The sequence below is a fragment of the Micromonospora sp. WMMA1923 genome (assembly GCF_049179195.1).
In the GTDB taxonomy this organism is placed as follows: domain Bacteria; phylum Actinomycetota; class Actinomycetes; order Mycobacteriales; family Micromonosporaceae; genus Micromonospora; species Micromonospora yangpuensis.
On sequence record NZ_JBMHLZ010000001.1, the window covers coordinates 977,208 to 1,002,713 of the forward strand.

Genomic DNA, 25,506 nt, shown 5'->3' on the forward strand with positions numbered 1-25,506 from the left:
TATGCCGTCCGCAACAGTGGCGCCGGCCTGCTCAGGTCGGTCGCCCGGGAAACGGCACGGTGAGCGGGGTGACCCCGGCGGTGCGCCGCCACCGGGTGGCCCGCAACGCGCAGTCGGTGAGCGCCGTCAACGCCGTGGCCCGGTCGTCGCCGGTGGTCACCGGCAGGGCGGCCCGCCAGAAGGCGCCGGTCCGTTCCTCGACCTCGATCGCCAGGCGGAGCGCGCTGCCCGCGTCGGTCACCGGGAACGGCAGGGCGTACCCGGCCTGGTCGGCGGGGATCGGACCACCGGCGGAACTGAGCCGCATGACCAGGGCGTCGCGCCGGGCGCGGTGGGCCGCCTCGGCGTTACGGGCCGCGCGACGGGCGGCCTCGGGTAGGCGTACCCCGATCGGGCCGTAGGCGTAGACGGCCGCGTACTCGGCGGTGAGCGCCGCGACCAGCGCGTCGCCGGAAGCGGCGGGAGTCGGCTGCCGGATCACTTGAGCGCCTCCACGTGGGTCGCGCGGGCGGCGGCGATCGACCCGAGCAACGCCGCCCGTTCGGCCGGGGCGTCGACGCAGGCCTGCCGCGCGGCCTCCCGGCCCTGCTGCTCGGCGTCGCGCAGCGCGGCGAGCACCGCGCTGCGGTCACCGTCGCGCCCGGGGTCCGGGGAGGCGGTGGCCGGCGGCGTGACCGGTGTGGCCGGCGCACTCCGGCCGGTCAGCCGGGTCAGCTCGGCCGCGTGTGCCTGGTGGGCCTCGGCGATCGGGGTGAGCCGGGCCGCCAGCTCCGGATCGGCGGTGGCGGCGGCCCGGTGCCGGGCGGCCAGGTCGAGCGCCGTGGCGACCAGCGGCTCCAGCGGGTCGGGCGTCGGATCCGCGTCGTCGCCGCGCCCGAACAACCCGCAACCCGCTGTCGGTACGACCGCCGCGCCGAGGATCAGCAGCCCTCCGGCCTGCAACATCTGCCGCCGGGAACGCCCGGTCGGCGCGCCCCGCCGTGTCGTTTCGCCCCGCCGTGTCGTTTCGCCCGTCGCCACCGGACAAGTCAACACCATCGGCGTCGACGGGTGGGTGACCGGCGTCGGTGCGCCGCTCGGTCCGTCGCACCGCGAGCGCGTTACGCTCTGCGCAGCCACCGGCGCGGATCGCCCGGTGGCGTGCCGGCATGGCGGCCGACCGGGGCCGTCGACCTTGAAGGGGTAGGCCAGATGACGCAGCGTGGCCGGGCCACCAGAGCCTCGGGCAGGCCCAGAGGCGGCGAGGCCGCCCGGGGCGGCGGTGCCCGGGGTGAAGGTGCCGTCCGGGCGGGAAGTGCCCGCGGTGGCGACGTGGGTGCCCGTCGGGACCGCCTGCGGACCGTGATCGAGCCGGTGGTCAGCGCGGCCGGATACGACCTGGAGGACCTCTCCGTCTCCCGGGCCGGCCGCCGGCACGTGGTCCGGGTGATCGTGGACGGCGACGGCGGGGTCAACCTGGACGCCGTGGCGGAGGTCTCCCGGGCGGTCTCCGCCGCGCTGGACGACGCCGAGAACGCCGGTGGCGACATCGTCGCCGGCGAGTACCAGCTGGAGGTCTCCTCCCCGGGTGTCGACCGGCCGCTCACCCTGCCGAGGCACTGGCGGCGCAACGCCGGCCGGCTGGTCAAGGTGAGCGCCCGGGCCGGGGCGACGGCTGCCGGCCAGCCCGCCGGCGACCGGCAGGTCACCGGTCGGGTGATCGAGGCCGACGACGAGCGGGTGGTGCTGGAGACCGACGCCGGCCGGGTCGAGCTGGGCTACCCCGAGCTGGGGCCGGGCCGGGTACAGGTCGAGTTCAGCCGCCTCGACGAGATCGACGAGCCAGACGAGATCGACGAACCAGACGATGACGATATCGACGACGAAGACGATGTGGAGGACGAGGAGAGGTGAACATCGACCTCGCGGCGCTGCGCGCACTCGAGCGCGAGCGGGAGATCCCGTTCGACACCATCCTGGCGGCGATCGAGACCGCGTTGCTGACCGCCTACCGGCACACCGAAGGCGCCGAGGCGCACGCCCGGGTGGAGATCGACCGTAAGAACGGCGCGGCCCTGGTCTACGCCCAGGAGTTGGACGCCGACGGCACGGTCACCCGGGAGTGGGACGACACCCCGCACGACTTCGGGCGGATCGCCGCGATGACCGCCAAGCAGGTGATCCTCCAGCGGTTGCGGGAGGCCACCGACGAGGTGCACTTCGGTGAGTACGTGGGCCGCGACGGTGACCTGGTCACCGGGGTGGTGCAGGCGCACGAGGCGCGTACCGAGAAGGGCATCGTCAGCGTCGACCTGGGCAAGTTGGAGGGCGTGCTGCCGCAGTCCGAGCAGGTGCCCGGCGAGCGGTACGTGCACGGTGAGCGGATCCGGTGCGTGGTCGTCCACGTGGCCAAGGGCATGCGCGGACCCCAGATCACCCTCTCCCGGTCCCATCCGGCGCTGGTCAAGAAGCTCTTCGCGCTGGAGGTGCCGGAGATCGCCGACGGCACGGTGGAGATCGGCGCGATCGCACGTGAGGCAGGTCACCGTACGAAGATCGCGGTGCGCTCCACGGTGCCGGGGGTCAACCCGAAGGGCGCCTGCATCGGCCCGATGGGGCAGCGGGTCCGGGCGGTGATGAGTGAGCTGCACGGCGAGAAGATCGACATCATCGATTGGTCGGACGATCCGGCCACCTTCGTCGGCAACGCGTTGTCGCCGGCCAAGGCGTTGCGGGTCGAGGTGGTCGACCTGGCCACCCGGGCCGCCCGGGTCACCGTGCCGGACTTCCAGCTCTCGCTGGCGATCGGGCGGGAGGGGCAGAATGCCCGACTTGCTGCCCGGTTGACCGGTTGGCGGATCGACATCAAGTCGGATGCCGAACAGTCCGGCGGCCCTGCCCGCAGCGCGGCTGATCACGTCCGGGAACCGGGCGGAGCGATCTCGGGCGCCTAGGGGTAGACTTCTGCCAGTGGTGGGACGCGCGCTGCCGGAGCGCACCTGTGTGGGCTGCCGGTCTCGTGCGCCGACCAGCGAACTGCTGCGGATCGTCGCGGTTGCCGACGAGGCTGGTCACAGCCTCCGGCCCGACCGGCTCCGCAGGTTGCCGGGTCGGGGAGCGAACATGCACCCGGATCCGGCCTGTTTCGCGCTGGCGTTGCGGCGTCGCGTCTTCGGGCGTGCGCTGCGCATCACCGGGGTCATCGACCACGGTGCGTTGGCCGAGCACGTCGACGCGTCAGCCACTACACCCGGTCAACCCGACCGGGTGAGGGTCGCAAGCAAGGTAGGACGACCGACATGAGCACACGATGAAGTCGCAGAAATGACCAGGCTTCAAGTGCACGAGTGAGGTTGCTGCGGGTGCTGCCCGCACGACCTCGGAGTGAGGAGTGCAGTGGCAGGCAAGGCCCGCGTACACGAGCTGGCAAAAGAGCTCGGGGTCGAAAGTAAGACCGTTCTCGCCAAGCTGAAGGAAATGGGCGAGTTCGTGAAGTCCGCGTCCAGCACCGTCGAGGCGCCCGTCGCCCGTCGGCTGCGCAACGCGTTCGTCGCCTCGTCCGGTTCGCCGGCTCCGGCGGCTTCACCGGCGGCCAGCCAGGCCCCGACCCCGACGCCCACCCCGACCCCCGGTCTGCCCCGGGTCTCGGCCAAGCCGATGCCGCCCCGGCGGCCGGCCGCGCCGACCCCTGGTCCCAAGCCGAAGGGGCCGGTTCCCGGCCCGCCGCAGCCGGCGACTCCGGTCGCCAAGCCGGCGAGTGCCCACGACATCGAGGTGGCGGCCGCGGAGGCCCGCGCCGCCGCGCTGAAGGCTGAGCAGGAGGCCGCGGTCAAGGCCGCGCAGGCCGCCCGTCAGCAGCAGCGGGAGAACGTCCGCCGGGAGCCTCCGGCCGAGGGTGGTCCGCGCCCCGGTCCGCGCCCCGGTCCGGGCAACATGCCGCCCCGTCCGGGTTCCCCGGCGGCCGGTCGTCCCGGTGGCCCGCCCCAGGCTCCCGGTGGTCGGCCGGGTGGTCGGCCGCCGGCGCGTGGCGCCGGTAACAACCCCTTCGGCATCCAGGGCGGCCAGCAGCAGCGGCCGCCGGCTGCCGGTGGTCCCCGGCCCAGTCCGGCCGGTATGCCGCCGCGGCCCAGCCCGGCGTCCATGCCGCCGCGGCCGAGCCCGGCGTCCATGCCGAGCCAGCGTCCGGGTCGTCCCGGCGGTCCCGGTGCCGGTCGTCCCGGCGGCGGTGGCGGCGCGGGTCGTCCCGGCGGCGGTGGCGGTGGCGGCGGTTACCGCGGCGGTCCCGGTGGGGGCGCCGGCGGTGGCGGTGGCTACCGCGGTGGTCCCGGTGGCGGCGGTGGCGGTGGCTACCGTGGCGGTCCCGGTGGCGGCGGCGGTGCTCCGGGCGGCGGTTTCCGTCCGGGTGGTCCGGCCGGCGGCGGTGGTCGTCCCGGTGGCGGCGGTCGTGGCCGTGGCGGCGGTGCCGCGGGTGCCTTCGGGCGTCCGGGTGGCCGGCCGACCCGTGGCCGCAAGTCCAAGAAGCAGCGCAGACAGGAGTTCGACAACCTTTCGGCCCCGACCATGAGCTCGGGTGCTCCCCGGGGTCAGGGTCAGGTCGTCCGGCTCTCCCGTGGCGCCTCGCTGTCGGACTTCGCCGACAAGATCAACGCCAACCCGGGTTCGCTGGTCCAGGAGATGTTCAACCTGGGCGAGATGGTCACCGCGACCCAGTCCTGCTCTGACGAGACCCTGCTGTTGCTGGGTGAGCACCTCGGCTTCGACGTGCAGATCGTCAGCCCGGAGGACGAGGACCGCGAGCTGCTCGCGCAGTTCAACATCGACCTCGACGCCGAGGTGGACAGCGAGCGGCTGGTCAGCCGGGCGCCGGTGGTGACCGTCATGGGTCACGTCGACCACGGTAAGACCAAGCTGCTCGACGCGATCCGTAAGGCGAACGTGGTGGCCGGCGAGGCCGGCGGCATCACCCAGCACATCGGTGCGTACCAGGTCCACGTCCCGCACGAGGGCGAGGACCGGGCGGTGACCTTCATCGACACCCCGGGTCACGAGGCGTTCACCGCCATGCGTGCCCGTGGTGCGCAGGTCACCGACATCGTGGTGCTGGTGGTGGCGGCCGACGACGGCGTCATGCCGCAGACCATCGAGGCGTTGAACCACGCCAAGGCGGCCGACGTGCCGATCGTGGTCGCGGTCAACAAGGTCGACAAGCCGGACGCCAACCCGGACAAGGTCCGCCAGCAGCTGACCGAGTACGGGCTGGTCGCCGAGGAGTACGGCGGCGACACCATGTTCGTCAACGTGGCGGCCAAGCCGGGTATCGGCATCGAGGAGCTGCTCGAGGCGGTCCTGCTGACCGCGGACGCGTCGCTGGAGCTGACCGCTCCGATCGACGGCCCGGCGCAGGGTGTGGCGATCGAGGCGCACCTCGACAAGGGGCGCGGCGCGGTGGCCACGGTGCTGGTGCAGAAGGGCACCCTGCGGGCGGGCGACTCGATCGTCGCCGGTGGGGCGCACGGCCGGGTCCGGGCGATGCTCGACGAGAACGGCAACCAGGTCGCCGAGGCGGGTCCGGCCCGTCCGGTCCTGGTGCTCGGTCTGACCGCGCCGCCCGGCGCGGGTGACACGTTCCTCGCCGCGGCGGACGACCGTACGGTGCGCCAGATCGCCGAGCAGCGGCAGGCACGGAGGCGGGCGGCGTCCTTCGCCAACTCCCGCGGTCGGGCCACTCTCGAGACGCTCATGGAGCAGCTCAAGGAGGGCGAGAAGACCTCGCTCAACCTGGTGCTCAAGGGCGACGTCTCCGGTTCGGTGGAGGCCCTCGAGGACGCGCTGTTCAACCTGGACATCCCCGAGGAGGTCCAGCTCCGGATCATCCACCGGGGCGTCGGTGCGATCACCGAGAGCGACGTCATGCTCGCGAGCGCCTCGTCCGAGGCGGTCACGATCATCGGCTTCAACGTCCGGGCCGCGAACAAGGTCCGGGAGATCGCCGACCGCGAAGGCGTGGAGATCCGGTACTACACGGTTATCTACCAGGCCATCGAGGAGATCGAGGCGGCGCTCAAGGGGCTGCTCAAGCCGGAGTACGAGGAGGCCGAGCTGGGCAGCGCGGAGATCCGCGACGTCTTCCGCTCGTCCAAGGTCGGCAACATCTCCGGTTGCATCGTCCGGTCCGGCATCATCCGCCGCAACGCCAAGGCGCGGCTGCTGCGGGACGGGGCGGTCGTGGCGGACAACCTCACGATCAGCTCCCTGAAGCGGTTCAAGGACGACGCCACCGAGGTGCGCGAGGGCTTCGAGTGTGGTCTGACCCTGGGCGGTTACAACAACGTCCAGGTCGGCGACATCATCGAGACCTTCGAGATGCGGGAGAAGGTTCGCGCCTGATCCGGCGGTGACACAGTGATCAAGGGGTTTACGCCGATCGGCGTAAACCCCTTGATCATGTGGGCCGGTGCGGCGGTATCGTCGGACGCGATGTTCACCGGAACCGCGGTCTTCGACCTGCTGCTGCCGAGCGACTCCCGGTCGCTCAAGGCCAAGAGATCATATGTCCGCCCGATCGTCGCGGCGCTGCGCCGGTTCGAGGTGTCGGCCGCCGAGGTCGGCTCGCTCGACCTGCACGGCCGGGCCGAGATCGGGGTGGCCGTGGTGGCCGCGGAGGCGGGTCACGTGCGCGACGTGCTCGACTCCTGCGAACGCCTGGTCGCCGGCCGTCCCGAGGCCGAGCTGCTGTCGGTCCACCGACGGCTGCACGGCCCCGACGACTGACGCACCGAGGCTCCGACCACCAACGCACCGAGGCCCCGGTGGCGCGGCCGTTCGGTGCGGCGCGGGGTGGTGGGTGCCACTGTCGGCGGTGGGCGATGGCCCGGGCGACAACGGTACTGTTCGAGTGGTGGGCGCTCCGGCGCGGACGACGCCTCGCGTCGCCGGCCGGACCGGAACGGGACAGCGTGGAGGTGGCGGAGATGACGGATCCGGCCAAGGTACGGCGGCACGCGGAGCGGGTACGCGAACTCGTCGCGTCGGTGGTGCGTAGCCAGATCAAGGATCCCCGGCTCGGCATGATCACCATCACCGACGCCCGGATCACGGCCGACCTGCGGGACGCGACGGTCTTCTACACGGTGCTCGGTGACGCGGCCGCCCAGGCCGGCACCGCCGCGGCCCTGGACAGCGCCAACGGGATGCTGCGCAGCACCGTCGGCAAGGCGCTGGGTCTGCGCCACTCGCCGACCCTGACCTTCGTCCTGGACGACGTGCAGGATCAGGTCAAGCACATCGACGACCTGCTCGCGGCGGCCCGCAACGCCGACGCGGAGGTGCAGCGGCTGGCGGCCCAGGCGAAGTACGCCGGTGACGCCCAGCCGTACCGCGTGGAGTCCGACGAGACCGAGACCGAGACCGACGAGTCCGAGTCCGGCGAGTCCGAGCCCGACGTGACCGGATCCGACGCGCCCGGGGCCGGCCGTGTCACCCCCGACGAGGGCACCGCCGGGGCGCCGGACGGGGAACGGCGGTGACCGATCCGGCCGGCGCGGTCCTGACCGGTCCGTCGTCGGTCGGCTCCGGCCCCACCGAAGCCGACTGGGCCGCGGCGGTGGCCGCGGTGCGTCAGCTGCCCGCCGACGGCCGGGTGCTGCTGATCTGTCACGTCAACCCCGACGGCGACGCGCTGGGCAGCATGCTCGGTTTCGGGTTGGGCCTGCGTCGGCTCGGCGTGCGCCGGCTCCAGGCGACCTTCCCCGGCCCGCCGGAGCTGCCCGAGCCCTTCCACGGGCTGCCCGGCCTCGACCTGCTGGTACCCGAGGCCCAGGCGTACCCCGATCCTGATCTGGTGATCTGCTTCGACGCGGCGAGCGCGTCGCGGCTCGGTGCGTTGGCCGACCGGTTGGCCACCGCCGGGACCGCCCTGGTGCTGGACCACCACGCCTCGAACACCCGGTTCGGCGGCATCCACCTGGTCGAGCCGACGGCGGCGGCGACCTCGGTGGTCGCCGAGGAACTGCTCGACCGGTTGGGTGTCCCGTTGGACGCGGGGATCGCCGAGTGCCTGTACGTCGCGTTGAGCACCGACACCGGTTCGTTCCGGTTCGAGGCGACCACGCCGGCGGTGCACCAGATGGCCGCCCGCCTGCTGGCCACCGGCCTGCGACCGGGGGAGATCTCCCGCCGGATCTTCGACCACCGACCGTTCGGCGCGGTCCGGCTCTTCGGCGAGGTGCTCGGCCGGGCCCGGCTGGAGCCCGCCGCCGCGGCCGGGCTGGGCCTGGTCTGGACCTACGCCACCCTGGACGACCTGGACCGGCACGAGCAGCGGCCGTACGTCCTGGAGGCCCTGATCGACTCCGTCCGGTGCACCGCGGAGGCGGACGTGGCCTGCGTGGTCAAGCAGGTCACCGCCGGGCAGTGGGCGGTGTCGATGCGGAGCAAGGGTGCGGTGGACGTCAGCCGGGTGGCGGTGGCCCTCGGTGGCGGTGGGCACCGGTTCGCCGCCGGTTTCACCGGCCTGGGCAGCGCCGAGGAGGTGGTCGGGCGGATCCGGGAGCTGCTCGACGACGCCCTGATCGTCGAGGCGGGCCAGGAGCGACCCCGAGGGGTGTCGGGCTTTTGACGCTGGGTGGCGGCGGGGAGAATCATCGGATGGAGCAGTCTCCCGAACTCGCCGTCGACGCCCCCCGGGTCTGGGACCGTCCGATCGTCACGGTGCCGGTGCTGGCCTGTCTCTCCCTGGTGGGTGGGCAGTTGCCGTCGTTCTCGACCCAGGCGAACCTGTACGTCCTGGGCGCCGGGGGCGCGCTGATCTGGGTCGGCCTGAGCAACCGGATGCCGCGTCGTCCCTCGCCTCGTCGGCTGCCCCCGGGGGTGGTCTGGTGGGTGTTGCCGGCGGCGCTGTTCGGGGTGCTCGAGGCGGCGACTTTCGCGATGGCGGCGAAGGACGACTTCCCCACCTTCTCCCGGTTGGCCGATCCGCTGCTGGAGGACGAGTTGTTCCGGTCGGCGGCCTGGATGGCCTGGCTGGCCGCGTTCTGGGGGTTGGTGCGGCGATGATGCGGATGATCGCCATCTACGGTTTTCTGCTCTCGCTGGTGCTCTTCGTGGCCGTCGAGTGGGCGGCGCGTCGACCGGGTTCCCGGATCCCCTGCCTGAGTGACGTCTGTGGCTACCTGATGCGGTACGAGGTCGGCCCGGTGCCGGTGGGCCGGATCGGACTGTTCGGGTTCTGGTGGTGGATCGGCTGGCACTTCCTGGCCCGGTGACCGCGCCGACCCGATTCGGCAGCCCTGTCCAGATGGCGGGAACGCTGGGCAGCATGTGGACCTGAACGATAGCTTGGGATTTGACATTGCGGCGCCCGTCGCAGGTCGTGGGCGGTGGTGCCGCACCAGGGGCCGCCTCCCTCCAGGGTCGTAACCGACCCGGGCTCACGCTGCCCAGGCCAGCCGCTCCGGTGATCCCGGACCGCTTCCCGGGGCGCTCCCGCAGCACCGCCCGCACGGCCGCCGGTCAGTGGCTGGCCGCACCCTGGAAGGGGCCTCCTCATGCCTACCAACCCGAAGCCCGAGAAGACCAGCACCGCCAACGACGAGGCCCGTGAGCAGGCCCGCCGGGCGCTGCAGATCTCCATGGACACCCGTCAGTGAGCTGTCCCGTCCGGCGGTGACGGCGGACGAGGTGTAAGGAACACCGGCCCTTGCCGGGCTTACCGGCGCTGTGGCAGCATCAGCGCCGATGAGCACTGTCGTCGCGTCCCCACGTCGGATCGCCACCCTGGCGCTGCCGGCCCTGGTCGTCCTCGCCGCCGAGCCGGTCTACATCCTGGTCGACACGGCGGTCGTCGGGCACCTCGGTCAGGTTCCGCTCGCGGCGATCGCCGTCGGCGGCACGGTGCTGACCCTGATCGCCTGGATCGGCACCGTCGTGGCGTACGGCACCACCGGGCGGTCGGCCCGCCGGTTCGGCGCGGGTGACCGGGCCGCCGCGGTGGCCGAGGGCGTGCAGGCCTCCTGGCTGGCGCTCGCGGTGGGGCTGCTGGTGGTGGTGGCGATGCAGATCGGCGGGGCGGCGCTGGCGCGTACCCTCGCCGGAGGCCCGGGTGAGGTGGCCGACGCGGCCGCCCTGTGGCTGCGGATCGCCGCGCTCGGCGCGCCGGGTCTGCTGCTCGCCGCCGCCGGCAACGGTTGGATGCGCGGCGTCCAGGACACCCGTCGGCCGATCTGGTTCGTGCTCGGCCCCAATCTGCTCTCCGCCGCGCTCTGCCCGCTGCTGGTCTACCCGGTCGGGCTCGGCCTGGTCGGTTCGGCGGTGGCCAACGTGGTGGCCCAGAGCATCTGCGGCGGGCTCTTCGTCGCGGCCCTGATCGCCGAGCGGGTGACCCTGCGCCCGGAGCCCCGGCTGATCCGGCAGCAGCTCGTGCTCAGCCGTGACCTGCTGATCCGGGGCGTCGCCTTCCAGGCCAGCTTCCTGTCCGCGATCGCGGTGGCCTCCCGGTTCGGCCCGGCCACCGCCGGGGCGCACCAGATCACCCTGCAACTGTGGTTTCTCACCGCGCTGCTGCTCGACGCGCTGGCCATCGCCGCCCAGTCCCTGGTCGGCGCGGCCCTCGGCGCCGGGGACGCGGCGGTGGCCCGGGCGCTGGCCCGCCGGCTCGCCCTGGTCGGCGGGGCCTGCGGGTTGGCCTTCGCGGCCCTGGTCGCCGCCGGCGCCGGCGTGGTGCCCACCTGGTTCAGCAACGACCCGCAGGTGCACCAGCAGGCCCTGCTCGCCTGGCCGTGGTTCGCCACGATGTTGCCGCTGGCCGGGGTGGTCTTCGCCCTCGACGGGGTGCTGATCGGTGCCGGGGACGTGCGGTACCTGCGTAACCTGACCGTGCTGGCGGCGCTTGGCGGTTTCCTGCCGGCGATCTGGTCGGCGTACGTGTTCGGGTGGGGGCTGGGCGGGATCTGGGCCGGCCTGGCGTTCTTCGTGGTGCTCCGCCTGGTCGCCGTGCTGCTGAGGTTGCGCTCCGGGGCCTGGGCGGTGGTCGGCGCGGTCCGGTGAACCGGGGGCCCGGGGCTTCTGGCAGGCTTGGCGGTCGTGAGCACAGACGGTCTGATCGTGGTCGACAAGCCCGCCGGTATGACCTCGCACGACGTGGTGGCGCGGATCCGCCGGTTCGCCCGGACCCGCCGGGTCGGCCACGGCGGCACCCTGGACCCGATGGCGACCGGGGTGCTGGTGATCGGGGTGGGACGGGCCACCCGGCTGCTGACCTACGTGATCGGCGCCGGCAAGAGCTACACCGCCACCATCCGACTCGGTCAGGCCACCGTCACCGACGACGCCGAGGGTGAGGTCACCGACACCGCGCCGGCCGGGGCGGTGACCGACGAGGCGGTCCGCGCGGCGTTGACCGCGCTCACCGGCGAGATCGACCAGGTGCCGAGCGCGGTCAGCGCCATCAAGATCAACGGCCAGCGGTCGTACCACCGGGTACGCCAGGGCGAGAGCGTCGAGCTGCCCGCCCGGCGGGTCACCGTCTCCCGACTCGACCTGCTCGCGGTCCGCCGGGACACCCCGGACGTGGTGGACGTCGACGTGGCGGTCACCTGCTCCTCCGGCACGTACATCCGGGCCATCGCGCGGGACGCGGGCCGGGCGCTGGGCGTCGGTGGCCATCTCACCGCGCTGCGGCGTACCGCGGTGGGGGGTTTCACCCTCGCCGAGGCCGCCGGTCTCGACCAGCTGGAGCAGCGCGCGCCCGAGGTGGTCGACCTGCCGCTGGCCGCGGCGGCCGAACGGTTCTTCACCCGCCGCGACGCCAGCGCCGAACAGGCGCGGGTGCTCTCCCACGGCGGGCCGCTGGACCCGGCGGGCATCGTCGGGCCGTACGCGGTCTTCGATCCGGCCGGGGGGCTGATCGCTATCGTCAGCGAGCGGGACGGGCGGGCCCGCGCCGAGATCGTGCTCGCGCCGGCCTGACCGCCGGTACGCAGGACAGGGGAGGGGCGGCATGCAACGGTGGCGGGGGTACGACGCGACGCCGGGCGGGTGGGGACGCTCGGTGGTCACCATCGGCGTCTTCGACGGCGTGCACCGGGGACACCAGGCGACCATCGGCCACGCGGTGAGGAGGGCCCGCGAGCTCGGGGTGACCTCGGTGGTGGTGACCTTCGACCCGCACCCGGCCGAGGTGGTCCGGCCCGGCTCCCACCCGGCGGTGCTGACCGAGCCGGCCCGCAAGGCGGAGCTGATCGAGTCCCTCGGGGTCGACGCGCTCTGTGTGGTGCCGTTCACCCCGGAGTTCTCCCGGCTGTCGGCCGAGGCGTTCGTGCACGACATCCTGGTCGAGCAGCTGCACGCCGCGCTGGTGGTGGTCGGCGACAACTTCCGCTTCGGGCACCGGGCCGCCGGCGACGTGCCGCTGCTGGACCGGCTGGGCCGGACCTTCGGCTTCGCCGTCGAGGGCGGTCCGCTGGTCACCGAGGACGGCACCGTCTTCTCCTCCACCTACATCCGGTCCTGCATCGACGCGGGGGACGTGACCGCCGCGGCGGCGGCGCTTGGCCGCCCGCACCGGGTGGAGGGGATCGTGGTCCGCGGCGACCAGCGCGGCCGGGAGCTGGGCTTCCCGACCGCCAACCTGGCCTGCCACCGGTACGCGGCGGTGCCGGCCGACGGGGTCTACGCGGCCCGGCTGGTCCGGCAGGTGGGTCCGCGTCGCCGGGGCGGGGGACAACCGGGGCAGGTGGAGGAGTTGGCCGCCGCGGTCTCGGTCGGCACCAACCCGACCTTCTCCGGCCGGGAGCGCCGGGTCGAGGCGTACGTGCTGGACTTCGCCGGTGATCTCTACGGTGAGCAGGTCGCGCTGGACTTCCGGGCGCGACTGCGCGGGCAGGTGCGGTACGACTCGATCGAGCCGTTGCTGGCCCAGATGACCGAGGACGTGGCTCAGGTCCGGGCGATGCTGACCTGAGCCGCCCCGGGCGCCACGGCGACTCGACCGGGGCCTTCACCGGGCGGTTCCCCGATGAGCTGGTACTGTGGCGTGGACGTCGGCTGACCGACGAGGGGCCTCGCGTGCCTGCACGACGCCGCGGGTGCGAGGTTCAGTCCGTCTGGCGATCCCCGCCGGGTCGGGACGACGGACTCAGGTAGCAACCCACAGAACAGGGAGAAAATGGCGCTCGACCAGGAAGCCAAGGCCACGATCCGCGCGGAGTACGCGACCGCCGAAGGGGACACCGGTTCCCCCGAGGTGCAGGTCGCGGTCCTCACCAAGCGGATCGCCGAGCTGACCGAGCACCTGAAGGTGCACAAGCACGACCACCACAGCCGCCGTGGGCTGCTGCTGCTGGTCGGCCGGCGCCGTCGGCTGCTCAACTACGTGCAGAAGAAGGACATCAACCGCTACCGGTCGCTCATCGAGCGGCTCGGCCTGCGCCGCTGACGTGCCGGGGGAGTGGCCAGCCGGCCGCTCCCCCGCAGTACGTCGGCACCAGAAAAGAACCGGGCCGCGCGACCACCCGACAGGGGAGCCGGTCAGCGTACCGGTCTCCGGTAGTGGCCTCCGGACACGCCGGCACCTCGCCGGCCCACCCGGGCGCTTCGATCGAAGACCGGCCGTCTGAGCAGCTCCGCAAGCGTCGCGTAGCCCCCGATGCGAAGGAGCAAGACCGAAACATGACCGAGACCAAACTCGGCACCGAACAGCGCACCGCCGTGATCGACAACGGGTCCTTCGGCACCCGGGAGATCACCTTCTCCACCGGTCGGCTGGCCCGTCAGGCCGCCGGCTCCGTCATCGCCCAGCTCGGCGAGACGGTCGTGCTGAGCGCCACCACCGCCGGCAAGCAGCCGAAGGAGCACTTCGACTTCTTCCCGCTGACCGTGGACGTGGAGGAGCGGATGTACGCCGCGGGCCGGATCCCCGGCTCGTTCTTCCGCCGCGAGGGCCGGCCCAGCGAGGACGCCATCCTCACCTGCCGGCTGATCGACCGCCCGCTGCGCCCCTCGTTCGTCAAGGGCCTGCGCAACGAGGTCCAGGTCGTCGAGACCATCCTCGCGCTCGACCCGCAGCACCCGTACGACGTGGTGGCGATCAACGCCGCCTCGATGTCGACCAAGCTCTCCGGGCTGCCGTTCTCCGGCCCGATCGGGGCGACCCGGGTCGCCCACATCGACGGCCAGTGGGTCGCCTTCCCGACCCTGGAGGAGCTGGGCCGGGCCACCTTCGACATGGTGGTCGCCGGCCGGGCGCTCGCCGACGGCGACGTCGCGATCATGATGGTCGAGGCCGAGGCGACGCCGAACGCGGTGACCCTGATCGCCGGTGGCGCGACCGCCCCGACCGAGGAGATCGTGGCCAGCGGCCTGGAGGCCGCCAAGCCGGCGATCCGTGAGCTGTGCCGCGCGCAGAGCGAGCTGGCCGAGGTCGCCGCCAAGCCGGTCACCGAGTTCCCGGTCTTCCTGGACTACTCCGACGACGTCTACGGCGCGGTCGCCGACACCGCCCGCACCGAGGTCGCCGAGGCGCTGCAGATCGCCGGCAAGGCCGACCGCGAGGAGGCCCTGGACCGGGTCAAGGCCCGCGTCCAGGAGGAGCTGAACCCGCGCTTCGAGGGCCGCGAGAAGGAGGTCAGCGCCGCGTTCCGGTCGCTTACCAAGTCCGAGGTCCGCAACCGGGTGCTGCGCGAGCAGGTCCGCATCGACGGGCGTGGCCCCCGCGACATCCGCCCGCTGACCGCCGAGGTCGGCGTGCTGCCCCGGGTGCACGGCTCGGCGCTGTTCGAGCGGGGCGAGACCCAGATCCTGGGCGTCACCACGCTGAACATGCTGCGCATGGAGCAGTCGCTGGACACCCTCGCGCCGGAGAAGTCCAAGCGCTACATGCACAACTACAACTTCCCGCCGTACTCCACCGGGGAGACCGGCCGGGTCGGCTCGCCGAAGCGGCGGGAGATCGGCCACGGCGCGCTCGCCGAGCGGGCGTTGATCCCGGTGCTGCCGGCGCGCGAGGAGTTCCCGTACGCCATCCGGCAGGTCTCCGAGGCGCTCGGCTCGAACGGCTCCACCTCGATGGGCTCGGTCTGCGCGTCCACCCTGGCGCTGCTGCACGCCGGTGTGCCGCTGAAGGCCCCGGTGGCCGGTATCGCGATGGGCCTGATCTCCGACGAGGTCGACGGCAAGACCGAGTACGTGACGCTCACCGACATCCTCGGTGCCGAGGACGCGTTCGGTGACATGGACTTCAAGGTCGCCGGTACGCCGGAGTTCGTCACCGCCCTGCAGCTGGACACCAAGCTCAACGGCATCCCGTCGGACGTGCTGGCCGCCGCGTTGCAGCAGGCCAACGAGGCCCGGCAGGCCATCCTCGGGGTGATGCAGGCCGCCATCGAGGCTCCGGCCGACATGTCGGACCACGCTCCCCGGGTCACCACCGTCAAGATCCCGGTCGACAAGATCGGCATGGTGATCGGCCCGAAGGGGCAGACCATCAACGCGATCCAGGACGAGACCGGCGCCGAGATCTCCATCGAGGACGACGGCACGATCTACGTCGGCGCCACCAACGGCCCGTCCGCCCAGGCGGCGGTGGACCGGATCAACGGCATCGCCAACCCGACCCTGCCCAAGGCGGGGGAGCGGTTCCTCGGCACGGTGGTCAAGACCGCCGCGTTCGGCGCGTTCATCTCGCTGCTGCCGGGCCGCGACGGCCTGCTGCACATCTCCAAGGTGGGCGACGGCAAGCGGGTCGAGCGGGTCGAGGACTTCCTCAACGTCGGCGACAAGGTCGAGGTGGAGATCGCGGACATCGACGCCCGCGGCAAGATCTACCTGGACAAGGTCCGGCCGGAGGGTGCCGAGGCACCGGCCGCCGGTGCGGAGGCCGGTGGCGAGCGTCCGGCCGGTCGCGGCGGCGACCGGGGTCCGCGCGACCGCGGTGACCGGGGCGGTCGTGGCCCGGAGCGGGGCGACCGTGGCCAGGGTGGCGGCGGCGAGGGTGGCGGCGAGGGCGGCGAGCGCCCGCGTCGTCGGACCCGGCACAGCTGAGCACCTGATTCGTACCACCTCCACCCCTCGTCGATTCAGGAGCAGCCGTGAGTCGGGCCGATCGCGTGCCGTTCCCACCGGGTCGACGGGGGGTGGCCCGTACCGGTGCCGCCCCTCGGGCGGTCACCCGCACACTCAGTGACGACCCGGTGGGTGGCACGGTCCGGCGGACCGTGCTGCCCAGCGGGCTGCGGGTGCTCACCGAGGCGATCCCGGCCACCCGCAGCGTGTCGTTCGGCGTGTGGGTGGGGGTGGGCTCCCGGGACGAGACCGGCCCGCAGGCCGGCGCCGCGCACTTCCTGGAGCACCTGCTCTTCAAGGGCACCCACAAGCGGACCGCCCTGGACATCTCGGCGCAGATCGAGGCGGTGGGCGGCGAGACCAACGCCTTCACCACCAAGGAATACACCTGCTACTACGCCCGGGTGCTCGACGACGACCTGCCGCTGGCCGTCGACGTCATGTGCGACCTGGTGGCCGACTCGCTCATCGAGCCGGCCGACGTGGAGACCGAGCGGGGCGTCATCCTCGAAGAGATCGCCATGCACGACGACGAGCCCGGCGACGAGGTGCACGACCTCTTCGCCCGGATCGTCTACGGCAACCACCCGCTGGGCCGGCTGATCTCCGGTACCGAGCAGACGGTCACCCCGATGACCCGGCGGCAGATCCAGGCCTTCTACCGGCGGCGCTACGTCGCCCCGCAGATCGTCGTCGCCGCCGCCGGCAACCTCGACCACGCCACCGTGGTCCGGCTGGTCCGCCAGGCGCTGCGCGGCACCCCGATGGACACCGACGCGGCCACGCCCGCGCCGTGCCGCCCGCACACCCCGGGGGTACGCACGCGCCGGCCGGCCACCCTGGTCGAGCCGAAGGAGACCGAACAGGCGCACGTCCTGCTGGGCTGCCCCGGCATCGACCGGCGCGACGAGCGGCGCTTCGCCCTCGGGGTGCTCAACAACGTGCTCGGTGGCGGCATGTCCAGCCGGTTGTTCCAGGAGATCCGGGAACGCCGGGGGCTTGCCTACTCGGTCTACTCCTACGCCAGCCAGTACGCCGACACCGGGCTCTTCGCCGTCTACGCCGGCTGCGCGCCGGGCAAGCTCGGCGAGGTGCTGAAGCTGACCCGCGCCGAGCTGGCCCGGGTCGCCACCGACGGGATGACCGAGGCCGAGGTGGCCCGGGGCAAGGGCATGAGCAAGGGTTCGTTCGTGCTCGGCCTGGAGGACACCGGTTCCCGGATGAGCCGGTTGGGCAAGGGTGAGCTGCTCTACGGCGACGTGGTGCCGGTCGACCAGCTGCTGGCCCGGGTCGACGCGGTCACCGTCGAGGACGTCAACGCCCTCGCCGCCGAGCTGCTGGCCCGCCCGATGTCGCTGGCCGTGGTGGGCCCGTTCGACGCCGACGCCGTCACCTTCTGACCCGGCCGGTGGGCGGTGCCCGTCCGACGGTGAGCGATGGTCCGGGTTGGGATAGGTTGTGCCCCGTGACTGACGAGCAGGAGAAGAGCCCGGACGCGATCCGGGTCGGCGTGCTGGGCGCCCGGGGCCGGATGGGCATCGAGGTGTGCAAGGCGGTCGACGCGACCGGTGACCTCGAACTCGTGGCGATGATCGACCAGGGTGACGGCCTCTTCGCCGCCTCCGACGCCGGTGCCGAGGTGGTGGTCGACTTCACCACCCCGGACGTGGTCATGGACAACCTGCACTGGTGCATCGACCAGGGGATCAGCGTGGTGGTCGGCACCAGCGGCTTCACCGAGCAGCGGCTGGAGCGGGTCCGTGGCTGGCTGTCCCGGATGCCCGGGGTGGGCGTGGTGATCGCCCCCAACTTCGGCATCGGCGCGGTGCTGATGATGCAGTTCGCCGAGAAGGCCGCCCGGCACTTCGAGTCCGTCGAGATCATCGAGCAGCACCACCCGCGCAAGCTCGACGCGCCCAGCGGCACCGCGACCCACACCGCCCGGTTGATCGGTCAGGCCCGCGCCGCGGCGGGGCTCGCCGCCGCCCCGGACGCCACCACCGACGAGGTGCCCGGCGCGCGGGGCGCCGACGTCGACGGGGTACGGGTGCACGCGGTGCGCGCCCTCGGGCTCGTCGCCCACCAGGAGGTGCTCTTCGGCACCGCCGGGGAGACGCTCACCATCCGGCACGACTCGTACGACCGAGCCTCGTTCATGCCCGGCGTGCTGCTGGCCGTGCGGGCGGTCCGTAACCGCCCCGGCCTCACCATCGGCCTGGACGCCCTGCTCGACTGACGGTACGGCCGGCCTGGTCGGTCCGTGTCCCCGCCCTGCGGGGCGCGGTCCGACCACGGAGCCGCCGGTGGGGTCCCGACCACGCCCGCCGGTGGTGTTGGTGGCCGGCTCGGGCCCGCCGCGTCCCGCCAGGCCGAGCGGGCGCTCAGCTCTCGCTGGGCTCGGTGTCCTCGCTGGGCTTGGTGTCCTCGGCGGGGATCGCGACGTGCCGGCGGAGCTGGGGTACGAGCAGGTCGTCGACGTCCAGCGCGCGAGCCGCCCCGTCGGGCTCCCAGCCGGTGCTGGTGAGGAACTTCGCGCTCGCCTCGTCGGCCTCGAACGACCAGGCCACTGCCCGCTCGAACCCGTCGGCACGCCAGAGGTCGACCAGGGCGGAGAGCAGCCGGCTGCCGTGCCCCCGCCGCCCCCAACGCGGCTCCACCAGCAGGTCGGTGACGGCCACGACACCGGAACCGAGCGCCTCGGCCGGCTCACCCGGGGCGAGCGCCTCGGAGTCGGCCGGGCCGGAAGCGGCGAACCCCACCAGATAGGATTGCTCGGCCTGTTCGACGGCGACCAGCACGCGGTGGGCGTCGGACGGCGGCTGGAGCACCGCGGCGCTCCAGCGCCGGGCGAGGTACCCCTCGTCCAGGTTCTCCAGCACGTGCCGGGGCAGGATCCGCCGGTAGGCGACCCGCCAGGTCGCGAGCTGGATGCGTGCGATCTCGCCGGCGTCGTCACCACGCGCCGGGCGGACGTACCCGAGAGCCATGAACGTGAGCCTACGCAGGGCGAGGGGGACGACGGTGGCGCAGGGTCCCGGACGGACCGTCCGGCAGGTGCTGGTCGTGCTGGTGCTCGCCGTCGCGGTGGCCGCGTTCCTCTCCGTGGCGGCCGTCCGGCACGGCTTCTTCGACCTCAACGTCTACTACGGCGCGCTGCGTTTCTGGGTCCACGACGGTGGCGAGATCTACGACTTCCTCAAGTCCGGCACCCAGTACGGCTTCACCTATCCGCCGTTCGCCGCCCTGGTCATGCTGCCGATGGCGTACCTGCCGTGGAACCTGGCGATCCTGGTGAGCGTGACCGCCAGCGTGGTGGTCAGCGCGGTGGTGATCTGGTGGCTGGTCGACCCGGTGGCCCGCCGCTCCGGCTGGACCCGCTGGTTCACCCTGGCCGTGGCGCTCTGCCTGGCGGCGGCCTTCGAGCCGATGCGCGAGACGGTCAACTTCGGCCAGGTAAACATGCTGCTGCTCTTCCTGGTCGCGGTGGACCTGCTGCGCCTGCTGCCGGCCGGCAGCAGGTTCGCCGGGGTGGGCATCGGGCTGGCCACCGCGATCAAGCTGACCCCCGGCATCTTCATCGTGCAGTTGCTGGTCACCCGGCAGTGGCGGGCCGCGTTCACCGCGATCGGCTCCGCCGCCGGGGCCACCGTGCTGGCCGCCGCGCTCTTTCCCGACGCGTCCCGCGAGTTCTGGACCACCGCCCTGTGGAACACCGGCCGGGTCGGCGAGCTGGCCTTCGTCTCCAACCAGTCGCTGCGCGGGGTGGTGGCCCGGCTCGACCCGGACCAGCCGAGCACGCTTGCCTGGCTGGCCCTGGTGCTGGCGACCCTCGCGGTCTGGGCCTGGCGCTGCCGGGTGGCCGCCGCGGCCGGCGACCACGCCGCCGGGCTGGCCCTGACCGGCGCGGTGATGTGCCTGGTCAGCCCGGTCACCTGGGTACACCACCTGGTCTGGCTGCTGCCCGGGTTGATCCTGCTGGTCGACCACGGCATGGCGGCGCCCGCGCGCAGCCGCCGACGCCGCGCGCTGCTGGCCGCCGCGACCGTCGGGTACGCCCTGCTGATCAGCCGGATCGTCTGGTCCTGGGAGCGGGACTTCACCGGGGTGGACGGTTTCCTGGGCAGCAACACCTACGTCTGGATCAGCCTGGCGCTGCTGCTGTTCCTGCCGATCCGGTCGGCGGCCACCGGAGCCGTGCCGGCCAGCGGGACACCCACCGGCGGACCGGCCGGCGACGGGCCTGCCGATCCTCGGCCGGTCGGCGACGGGCCCGCCGGTTCTCGGCCGGTCGGCGACGCGTCCGCCGGTTCTCGGCCGGTCGGCGACGCGTCCGACGGCCGGCGGGCGGTGGTGGGCGGGCCCGCCGACCCTCGGCCGGCCGGCGCGCGTTCGACGTCCGGCGCGGGCGGGTCTGCCGATTCGCCGACGGCTGGCGACGAGTCCGCTGGTGGGCGGGCCGGTGGGCCGGGTCAGCCGTCGAGGCGGCCGGTGTAGCGCAGCTCGACCAGCCCGACCGGTTCGCTCCCGGCGGTCAGCGGCACCGGATAGGTGGACCGCTCGCCGTCGGGTGACAGCCCGGCCCGCTCGTAGAAACGGCGGGCCCGGACGTTGTCGGCCAGCACCCAGAGCCGGTACTCGTGCCAGCCGCGCCCGGCCAGCCCGTCCCGGGCCGCCGCCAGCAGCGCCGGGGCCGTCCCGTCCCCCCAGTGGTCCGGCTCGACGAAGAGCGCGAGCAGTTCGCCGTACGCCGGGTCCAGGTCGGCCCGGTTCTGGTCGACCCGGTACGGGCCGTACGAGGTGAAGCCGACGACCTGCCCGTCGGCCTCGGCGAGCAGGGTGGTGAACGGATGCTCCGGCTCGGCCGTGCCGACGTCACGCCGGCGCTGGGCCCAGGCGGCGACGTTCAGCCGGGCCAGCACCTGCGCCGGCATGATCCCGGAGTAGGCGTGCTGCCAGCAGCGCACGTGTACCCGGGCGACCGCCTCGGCGTCGGCCGGCCCCTCCCGGCGGATGGTCAGCATGGCACCGTTTGTATGCCCCGGTACGCCCCGAGTCCAGCGTCGCCGCGCGGTCGAACGGTCCGTCGTACCCGTGCGCGGGTCGTGTGCGCGGGTGTCGTGTCGCGCGGGTGGGTTGTGGTGCGCGGGTGTCTGCGGGTGGGTTGTGGTGCGCGGGTGTCGTGTCGCGCGGGTGGGTTGTGGTGCGCGGGTGTCGTGTCGCGTGGGTGGGTTGTAGTGCGCGGGTGTCGTGTCGCGCGGGTGGGTTGCGGTTTGCGGGTGTCGTGTCGCGTCGGTGGGTCGTGGTGCGCGCGTGGGTGTCGTACCCGTGATTTAGGGTGCCTGCGATGGTCGCACCGGTCGCACTCTCCCTCGCCCAGGCCCGGCGGGTGGCGTTGGCCGCCCAGGGCTTCGCCGACCCGGCGCCCACCGGCGTGCCCACCCGCCGGCACCTACGGCGGGTGCTCGACCGGGTCGGGCTGATCCAGATGGACTCGGTGAACGTCCTGCAACGGGCGCACTACCTGCCGCTGTACAGCCGTCTCGGGCCCTACCCGACAAGCCTGCTCGACACGGCGGCCTACCGGGCCCCCCGGGAGCTCTTCGAGTACTGGGGGCACGAGGCGTCGCTGGTGCCGGTGGGGCTGCACCCGGTGCTGCGGTGGCGGATGGCCCAGGCGGCGGAGAAGGCCTGGGGCGGGATGCGGCGGATCAGGGCCGAGCAGCCCCAACTGGTCGCCTGGGTTCGCGAGGAGGTGGCCGCCCGGGGCCCCCTGACCGCCGCCGAGATCGAGCACGACGCGCCCCGGGAGACCGGCAACTGGGGCTGGAACTGGTCGGCGGTCAAGCAGGCCCTGGAGTTTCTCTTCTGGGCCGGCGAGGTCACCGCAGCCGACCGCAGCACCTCCTTCGCCCGCCGGTACGACCTGCCCGAACGGGTGCTGCCGGCGGCCGTGCTGGCCGCGCCCACCCCGACCGACGCGGACGCCTGGCGGGCCCTGGTGGCGATCGCCGCCCGCAGCCTCGGGGTGGCCGCCGAGCCGGAGCTGCGCGACTACTTCCGGCTGCCGGTGGCCGGCGCCCGGCAGGCCGTCGCCGAACTGGTCGAGGCGGGCGAGCTGCTGCCGGCCCAGGTCCCCGGTTGGCGGCAGCCGGCCTACCTGCACGCCCAGGCCCGGCTGCCCCGTTGGATCCGGCGGAACACCCTGGTCAGCCCCTTCGACCCGCTGATCTGGGAGCGGGCGCGCACCGAGCGCCTGTTCGGGTTCACCTACCGGATCGAGATCTACGTGCCGGCGGCCCAGCGCGTGCACGGCTACTACGTGCTGCCGTTCCTGCAGGGTGAGCGGTTCACCGCCCGGGTCGACCTCAAGGCCGACCGCCGCGCCGGCGTACTGCTGGTGCCCGCCGCCTGGCTGGAGCCCGGTGCCGACCCGGGCGAGACCGCCCTGGCCCTGGCGGCGGAGCTGCACCGGCTCGCCGGCTGGCTCGGCCTCGACACGGTCGCCCCGCCCGTCGCCGGTGACCTGGCCGGCCCGCTGACCGCCGCCCTGACGAGCCGCTCAGGTGTACCGTGAGCGACGTGACGAGCGTTGACGGAGCGACCGCCCAACCCGGCCCCACGAGCACCGACCCCGGGCCCGCCGGCCCGCCCGCCGGCCCGTCCGCCGACCCCGTAGCAGCCCCCTCGTCGGCCGGCCCTTCTTCGGTTGCCCCGTGGTCGCCCGCCTCGTCGCCGGTCGCCCCGTCGTCGCCCGCCTCGTCGCCGGTCGCCCCTTTGTCGGTTGCCCCGTCGTCGCCCGCCCCGTCGTCGGTCGCCCCTTTGTCGGCTGCCCCTTCGTCGGTCGCCCCTTTGCCGACCGAGGGTGGCCCGGTGCCGGGGTACCTGGTGGCCGAGCCGGACCGGCTGACCCGGTTCGTGGGGCGGCTCTACGAGCGCTCACCGCGCTGGATGGTGCCGCTGGCGGCGGTGGGTTGTGTGGCGGCCGGCATCGGCTACACCCTGCTGAGCGACCCGACCCGCTCCGCGCCCGACGCGCTGCCGTCCTGCCTGCTCAAGCTGACCACCGGGCTGGACTGTCCAGGTTGCGGCGGCACCCGCGCCCTCTGGTACGTGCTGCACGCCGACCTGCCCGCCGCTGCCCGGCACCACTTTCTCTTCGTCTTCGCGTTGCCCTTCCTGGCGTACCTCTTCGTCGCCTGGGCGGGTCGGCAGGCGTTCGGCTGGCGCCTACCCGAGCTGCGGATCAGCCCGAAGATGATCGGTGGGTTCCTGGGCCTCTGGCTGGCCTTCTCCGTGGCCCGTAATCTGCCCTGGGCCCCTTTCACCTCGCTCTACGTCTGACCTCGACGACACCCGGTCCGGCTCGGGCTGATCGGCTCGGCGCGACCCCGGCCCGGCTCGGGCTGACCGATGCGGGCTGACCCCGATTCAAAAGATCTAGGAAGATTTCGGCCCCTATGATGGGGGCACATTTCTTCCAAGATCTTCCGTCGCGTCGCGTCGCGTCGGGGCGGGCGATCCGGGCGACCGGCCGTTCGTCCGTCGACGGCGTGGGACCGGACAGCGGTATGGCGGGTCTCCGCCTCGTCGACGCGGCTTCGGCTCCACCGATCTGCTCCGGCTCTGCTGGCCGGTGAGAGGGGTACCCCGCTCTACCGAATGCGTTAACAAGGGGCCCTTCCTTGCACCTGGGGGTGGGGGGCTACAGTCGCAGGAATGCCGGACATGGTGCAGCCGCAGGTCAAGCTCATCGCGTGGACTCAGTTCGAGGCCCCGGACGACGTTCCGTGGTCGACCGACGCCGACGGGGGCCAGGCGTTGGCCGAGTTCGCTGGCCGGGCCTGCTACCAGAGTTGGAAGAAGCCGAATCCGGCGACCGCCACCAACGCCGGTTACCTGGCGCACATCCTGGAGGTCGGGCACCTGAGCGTGCTGGAGCACGGCTCGGTGACGTTCTACTTCACCGGGGTGTCCCGCTCCTTCACCCACGAGCTGATCCGGCACCGGCACTTCTCGTACTCCCAGCTCTCCCAGCGGTACGTGCCGGAGCGGGACGCGGCGATGGTCGAGCCGGCGGTGATCGCCGACGACCCGGAGCTGCACAAGAAGTTCGTCGAGGCGGCCGAGGCGAGCGTGCGGGCGTACACCGAGCTGCTGGAGGGCCTGGAAGCGCGGTTCGTCGACGAGCCCAACCCGACGCTGCGGCGCAAGCAGGCCCGGCAGGCCGCCCGCGCGGTGCTGCCCAACGCCACCGAGACCCGGATCGTGGTCACCGGCAACTACCGGGCCTGGCGGCACTTCATCGGCATGCGGGCCACCGAGCACGCCGACGTGGAGATCCGTGAGCTGGCCGTGGAGTGCCTGCGTCAGCTGCGGCGGGTGGCACCGAACGTCTTCGCGGACTTCGTCGTCTCGACGCTGCCCGACGGTACCGAGGTGGCCACCAGCCCGCACGCCGGGTGAGTGATGGCCCCTTCCCGAGCAGGCCTCGGGTGGCCGTCCGCTAGGTTGGTGACATGACGCACGACCACCCTGCCGCCCCCGCCCGGGGGGCGTCGCGCCCGTTCGGGCGACTGCTCACGGCCATGGTGACTCCGTTCACCCCCGACGGCTCGCTGGACCTCGACGGCGCGGCGCGGTTGGCGACGTACCTCGTCGACGAGCAGGGCGCCGACGCGCTGGTGGTGAACGGCACCACCGGCGAGTCGCCCACCACCACCAACGAGGAGAAGGAACGCCTGGTCCGGGCGGTGGTGGAGGCGGTCGGCGACTCCGCCCGGGTGCTCGCCGGGGTGGGCACCAACGACACCCGGCACACCATCGAGTTGGCCACCGCCGCGGAGAAGGCCGGCGCGCACGGCCTGCTGGTGGTGACGCCGTACTACAACAAGCCGCCGCAGGCCGGTCTGCTGCGGCACTTCACCGCGGTCGCCGACGCCACCGGGTTGCCGGTGATGGTCTACGACATCCCGCACCGTTCCGGGGTGCCGATCGAGACCGAGACCCTGGTACGCCTCGCCGAGCACGGCCGGATCGTGGCGGTCAAGGACGCCAAGGGTGACCTGACCGCCACCTCCTGGGTGACCAGCCGGACCGAGTTGGCCTACTACAGCGGCGAGGACGCGCTCACCCTGCCGGCGTTGGCGGTGGGCTGTGTCGGGCTGGTCGGCACCTCGACCCACTTCACCGGCGCGCTGACCAGGCAGTTGATCGAGGCGTACGACGATGGGGACACGGCGACCGCGCTGGCCCTGCACCGTCAGCTCCTGCCGTTGTACACCGGGATCTTCCGGACCCAGGGCACGATCCTGGTGAAGGCCGGGCTGGCGGCCCGGGGCCTGCCCGCCGGGCCGGTGCGTTCCCCGCTGGTGGACGCCACCGACGACGAGATCGACCAGCTCCGGGCCGACTGCGCCGCAGCCGGCCTGCCCCTTCCCTGATGACCCGACGAGACGGGCGCCGGTCGACGGC

24 protein-coding genes and 1 pseudogene are annotated in these 25,506 nt (G+C 73.1%); 21 read left to right on the top strand and 4 right to left on the bottom strand.

Going from position 1 to position 25,506, the window contains the following annotated elements:
- Positions 1-31 precede the first annotated feature (31 nt).
- Positions 32-478 (bottom strand): ferritin-like domain-containing protein, encoded by a 447-nt coding sequence (locus ACN28G_RS04480; protein WP_421480857.1) that lies wholly within the window; start codon positions 476-478, stop codon positions 32-34.
- Positions 478-945: a hypothetical protein gene (locus tag ACN28G_RS04485; protein WP_091435556.1), complete on the bottom strand. Its 468-nt coding sequence runs from the start codon at positions 943-945 to the stop codon at positions 478-480. The genes ACN28G_RS04480 and ACN28G_RS04485 overlap by 1 nt, the downstream gene beginning before the upstream one ends.
- A 246-nt stretch (positions 946-1,191) precedes the next feature.
- Between ACN28G_RS04485 and rimP the strand changes: the two genes are divergently transcribed.
- The 16 genes from rimP to dapB all read left to right on the top strand — a co-directional run bounded on the left by rimP (position 1,192) and on the right by dapB (position 18,271).
- A complete protein-coding gene (rimP, locus tag ACN28G_RS04490) occupies positions 1,192-1,893 on the top strand; it encodes a ribosome maturation factor RimP (protein WP_091435557.1) in 702 nt (233 codons plus the stop codon).
- Positions 1,890-2,933, top strand: coding sequence for a transcription termination factor NusA (nusA, locus tag ACN28G_RS04495; protein WP_091435558.1), 1,044 nt, complete (start codon positions 1,890-1,892; stop codon positions 2,931-2,933). Before rimP ends, nusA begins: the two co-directional genes overlap by 4 nt.
- A gap of 16 nt (positions 2,934-2,949) precedes the next feature.
- A complete protein-coding gene (locus ACN28G_RS04500; RefSeq protein ID WP_091435559.1) occupies positions 2,950-3,282 on the top strand; it encodes a YlxR family protein in 333 nt (110 codons plus the stop codon).
- Positions 3,283-3,375: 93 nt separating this feature from the next.
- Positions 3,376-6,366, top strand: a complete 2,991-nt coding sequence (gene infB, locus ACN28G_RS04505) for a translation initiation factor IF-2 (protein WP_091435560.1) — start codon at positions 3,376-3,378, stop codon at positions 6,364-6,366.
- A gap of 90 nt (positions 6,367-6,456) precedes the next feature.
- Complete coding sequence (locus tag ACN28G_RS04510) at positions 6,457-6,750, top strand: DUF503 domain-containing protein (RefSeq protein ID WP_091446139.1); 294 nt, start codon at positions 6,457-6,459, stop codon at positions 6,748-6,750.
- Between the two features lie 200 nt (positions 6,751-6,950).
- On the top strand, positions 6,951-7,505 hold the full coding sequence (rbfA, locus tag ACN28G_RS04515; RefSeq protein WP_421478486.1) for a 30S ribosome-binding factor RbfA: 555 nt from the start codon (positions 6,951-6,953) through the stop codon (positions 7,503-7,505).
- A gap of 20 nt (positions 7,506-7,525) precedes the next feature.
- Positions 7,526-8,596, top strand: coding sequence for a DHH family phosphoesterase (locus ACN28G_RS04520; protein WP_091446141.1), 1,071 nt, complete (start codon positions 7,526-7,528; stop codon positions 8,594-8,596).
- A gap of 29 nt (positions 8,597-8,625) precedes the next feature.
- Entirely contained in the window at positions 8,626-9,033 is a 408-nt protein-coding gene (locus tag ACN28G_RS04525) for a hypothetical protein (RefSeq protein WP_421478487.1), read from the top strand.
- Complete coding sequence (locus ACN28G_RS04530) at positions 9,033-9,242, top strand: DUF6186 family protein (protein WP_175440749.1); 210 nt, start codon at positions 9,033-9,035, stop codon at positions 9,240-9,242. Before ACN28G_RS04525 ends, ACN28G_RS04530 begins: the two co-directional genes overlap by 1 nt.
- A 472-nt stretch (positions 9,243-9,714) precedes the next feature.
- Positions 9,715-11,022: an MATE family efflux transporter gene (locus tag ACN28G_RS04535; protein WP_421478488.1), complete on the top strand. Its 1,308-nt coding sequence runs from the start codon at positions 9,715-9,717 to the stop codon at positions 11,020-11,022.
- A gap of 36 nt (positions 11,023-11,058) precedes the next feature.
- Positions 11,059-11,943: a tRNA pseudouridine(55) synthase TruB gene (gene truB / locus ACN28G_RS04540; protein WP_421478490.1), complete on the top strand. Its 885-nt coding sequence runs from the start codon at positions 11,059-11,061 to the stop codon at positions 11,941-11,943.
- Positions 11,944-11,974: 31 nt separating this feature from the next.
- A complete protein-coding gene (locus tag ACN28G_RS04545) occupies positions 11,975-12,937 on the top strand; it encodes a bifunctional riboflavin kinase/FAD synthetase (protein WP_091435564.1) in 963 nt (320 codons plus the stop codon).
- A gap of 204 nt (positions 12,938-13,141) precedes the next feature.
- Positions 13,142-13,411, top strand: a complete 270-nt coding sequence (gene rpsO / locus ACN28G_RS04550; RefSeq protein ID WP_088963411.1) for a 30S ribosomal protein S15 — start codon at positions 13,142-13,144, stop codon at positions 13,409-13,411.
- Between the two features lie 233 nt (positions 13,412-13,644).
- Positions 13,645-16,014 (top strand): polyribonucleotide nucleotidyltransferase, encoded by a 2,370-nt coding sequence (locus ACN28G_RS04555; protein ID WP_421478491.1) that lies wholly within the window; start codon positions 13,645-13,647, stop codon positions 16,012-16,014.
- A 47-nt stretch (positions 16,015-16,061) separates the two neighbouring features.
- On the top strand, positions 16,062-17,435 hold the full coding sequence (locus ACN28G_RS04560) for a M16 family metallopeptidase (RefSeq protein ID WP_091435566.1): 1,374 nt from the start codon (positions 16,062-16,064) through the stop codon (positions 17,433-17,435).
- A 65-nt stretch (positions 17,436-17,500) separates the two neighbouring features.
- Positions 17,501-18,271 (top strand): 4-hydroxy-tetrahydrodipicolinate reductase, encoded by a 771-nt coding sequence (gene dapB / locus ACN28G_RS04565; RefSeq protein ID WP_091435567.1) that lies wholly within the window; start codon positions 17,501-17,503, stop codon positions 18,269-18,271.
- Between the two features lie 145 nt (positions 18,272-18,416).
- Here dapB and ACN28G_RS04570 read toward each other — a convergent pair whose 3' ends face one another.
- Positions 18,417-19,022, bottom strand: coding sequence for a GNAT family N-acetyltransferase (locus tag ACN28G_RS04570; protein ID WP_421478492.1), 606 nt, complete (start codon positions 19,020-19,022; stop codon positions 18,417-18,419).
- A 34-nt stretch (positions 19,023-19,056) separates the two neighbouring features.
- Between ACN28G_RS04570 and ACN28G_RS04575 the strand changes: the two are divergent.
- Positions 19,057-20,295, top strand: a pseudogene (locus tag ACN28G_RS04575) (glycosyltransferase family 87 protein); the annotation flags it as partial.
- Positions 20,296-20,504: 209 nt separating this feature from the next.
- Here ACN28G_RS04575 and ACN28G_RS04580 read toward each other — a convergent pair.
- Entirely contained in the window at positions 20,505-21,056 is a 552-nt protein-coding gene (locus ACN28G_RS04580; protein WP_091435569.1) for a GNAT family N-acetyltransferase, read from the bottom strand.
- A 323-nt stretch (positions 21,057-21,379) separates the two neighbouring features.
- Between ACN28G_RS04580 and ACN28G_RS04585 the strand changes: the two genes are divergently transcribed.
- The 4 genes from ACN28G_RS04585 to dapA all read left to right on the top strand — a co-directional run bounded on the left by ACN28G_RS04585 (position 21,380) and on the right by dapA (position 25,475).
- On the top strand, positions 21,380-22,609 hold the full coding sequence (locus ACN28G_RS04585; RefSeq protein WP_421478493.1) for a winged helix-turn-helix domain-containing protein: 1,230 nt from the start codon (positions 21,380-21,382) through the stop codon (positions 22,607-22,609).
- On the top strand, positions 22,606-23,376 hold the full coding sequence (locus ACN28G_RS04590) for a DUF2752 domain-containing protein (protein ID WP_421478494.1): 771 nt from the start codon (positions 22,606-22,608) through the stop codon (positions 23,374-23,376). The genes ACN28G_RS04585 and ACN28G_RS04590 overlap by 4 nt, the downstream gene beginning before the upstream one ends.
- Positions 23,377-23,760: 384 nt before the next feature.
- Positions 23,761-24,498 (top strand): FAD-dependent thymidylate synthase, encoded by a 738-nt coding sequence (gene thyX / locus ACN28G_RS04595; protein WP_091435572.1) that lies wholly within the window; start codon positions 23,761-23,763, stop codon positions 24,496-24,498.
- Between the two features lie 53 nt (positions 24,499-24,551).
- The gene (gene dapA / locus ACN28G_RS04600; protein ID WP_091435573.1) at positions 24,552-25,475 is read left to right on the top strand and encodes a 4-hydroxy-tetrahydrodipicolinate synthase; all 924 of its coding nucleotides are present in this window, start codon (positions 24,552-24,554) and stop codon (positions 25,473-25,475) included.
- The last annotated feature ends 31 nt before the right edge of the window (positions 25,476-25,506 follow it).